General features: G+C 74.7%; 2 protein-coding genes. One reads left to right on the plus strand and one right to left on the minus strand.

The features are described from left to right. Positions 1-145 precede the first annotated feature (145 nt). Positions 146-835, minus strand: coding sequence for a hypothetical protein (locus tag LCE31_RS21395; protein ID WP_225016549.1), 690 nt, complete (start codon positions 833-835; stop codon positions 146-148). Positions 836-1,034: 199 nt separating this feature from the next. Here LCE31_RS21395 and LCE31_RS21400 point away from each other — a divergent pair, with 199 nt between their 5' ends. Then, the gene (locus LCE31_RS21400; RefSeq protein WP_225016550.1) at positions 1,035-2,036 is read left to right on the plus strand and encodes a Yip1 family protein; all 1,002 of its coding nucleotides are present in this window, start codon (positions 1,035-1,037) and stop codon (positions 2,034-2,036) included. Positions 2,037-2,078 lie beyond the last annotated feature (42 nt).

A 2,078-nucleotide genomic window follows, 5' to 3' on the forward strand; every position in this document is an offset into this window, starting at 1 on the left:
GGGGCCCCGCCCCCGCCCCCCCGGGGGGCCCCGCCCCCGCCCCCCCGCCCCCCGCCCCCCCCCCCCCCTCGGGCGGGGGGGGGCGGCGGCCCCGGGGGGGGGCCCGGGGGGGGGCCCCCCCCGGGGCCTCACGCGTAGGCAGACCTCACCGCCGCGCATCCGCCTTCACCTTCACGACGGGGTCGAGCACCCACATCGCGGAGCTGTTGTTGCTGACGCGGACGGCGGAGTCCGCGACGAACAGGCGCCCCGCCGGCGGATAGGCGTGCGCGATGGTGACGGGGCTGTCCACCCACCCCTCGATACGCCACCGGTCGGCCCGGCCCGCGGCGTCCGGCGCCGCGTCCGCCGAGGACGCGGCGGCGTCGCACGCGCTCATCCGGACGGCCGCCGGATAGCTCAGCATGGCCGGCAGCGTCAGGCAGCGCGGCTCGGAGGCCTGCGCCGCCGAACCGGCCTGCTGGAACTGGACCGTACCGTCGCCGTGGTCGCGCAGGACCCACTCCGTGCCGTCGGTGCCGCAGGTGGCGACCCGCGTACCGGCGATACAGCGGCCGGTGGCGACGTCCCTGATGTAGTACGGGATGTCCCCGGCGATTCCGTTCTGCGCGGCGGCGGACCCGGCGGTGACACGGGCAGGCGCACCCGCCGGCCCGGTGGCGGCACCCTGCGCGGGGGCGCCCCCGGCGCTCGCGCTCCGGGCCGGGGCCGGCGCGGTGGCGGGCCCGGCACTGTCGCCGCGCGCGATGGCGGGCGCGGCGAGGGCGACGAGAAGGACGAGAAGGGAGACGGGCACGGCCGACGCGGAGGCGACGGCGGACCGTACGGGCGACATGAGACCTCCAGGGTGCGGGGAAACGGGATACCAAGGGCTGCGCGCTACCCAAAGTAGGCACACCATTACCATGCGCGACGGACAACCGCGCGGAGTAACCCCCGAAACCCCCTAGGGGATGTCACAGGACGGACGCAATGGCGTGCCCGTTCCCCGTCCGCGGCCTCCGCCCCCGCCGGGAGCGGGTACGTTCGAGAACGTGGCTGGATTCAGGAACGGACGCGGCCGGGACAACCGCGAACCGCGACAGCAACCGCATCCCCCGCAGGGACAGGCCGGGCGCCGGCAGCAGCCGCCGCAGTGGCCGCCGGCGGGCGCACCGGCGAACCAGGGACCGTACAGCGGCGAACCGGAGTACTTCGGCGACCCGCAGTACCAGCAGCAACAGCCGCAGCAGCAGTACTACGCGCCGCCCCAGGCGCCCGCCCCGTACCAGCAGCAGTACGGACAGCCACCGTCAGGACACTCACCCTACGGACAGCCACCGAACGGTCAGCCGCAGCACGGCCAGCCTCAGTACGGCCCGATGGGGGGCGGCATCCCCTCCGCGGACCCGAACCCCGCCGCGAACAACCCGGGGCACACCCAGGCGTTCCGCGTCGACGACCCGTACGGCGACGGCGCGACCTACCGCGCGGGCGCGGCGCCCGTCCCCAGCGGCCCCCGGCTCGGCTGGCGCGACCTGCTGGCAGGCATCGTGATGCGCCCCAGCGAGACGTTCCTCCAGATGAGGGACTACCCGGTCTGGGGACCGGCGCTGATCGTCACGATGGTCTACGGCATGCTCGCGCTGTTCGGCTTCGACGCGGCGCGCAGCGACGTCATAGGTTCCACGCTGTCGACGGCGATCCCGTCCATCCTGATCACCGGCGTGGTGTTCGTCGTCGGCGGCCTGATCCTCGGCGCAGTCACCCACACCCTCGCCCGCCAGCTCGGCGGCGACGGCTCCTGGCAGCCCACGGTCGGCCTGTCCATGCTGATCATGTCGCTGACGGACGCGCCCCGGCTGCTCTTCGCGGCCTTCCTCGGCGGCGACAACGGCTTCGTCCAGATCCTCGGCTGGCTCACCTGGGTGCTGGCGGGCCTGCTGATGACGTCCATGGTGCGCAAGTCGCACGACCTGCCCTGGGTGAAGGCGCTGGGCGCGTCGGCGATCGAACTGCTCGGACTGCTCTCCCTGCTGAAGCTCGGCACCTTCTAGAAGCCTCGCGGGCCGGGCCCCCTCGGACAGGCCCCCGGCCCC

The sequence above is a fragment of the Streptomyces sp. 8L genome (assembly GCF_020176795.1).
Taxonomy (GTDB): Bacteria; Actinomycetota; Actinomycetes; order Streptomycetales; family Streptomycetaceae; genus Streptomyces.

Bases quoted from the DNA above. Each gene is read 5' to 3' on its own strand.
- LCE31_RS21395 (WP_225016549.1), bottom strand. From the start codon at position 835: ATGTCGCCCGTACGGTCCGCCGTCGCCTCCGCGTCGGCCGTGCCCGTC.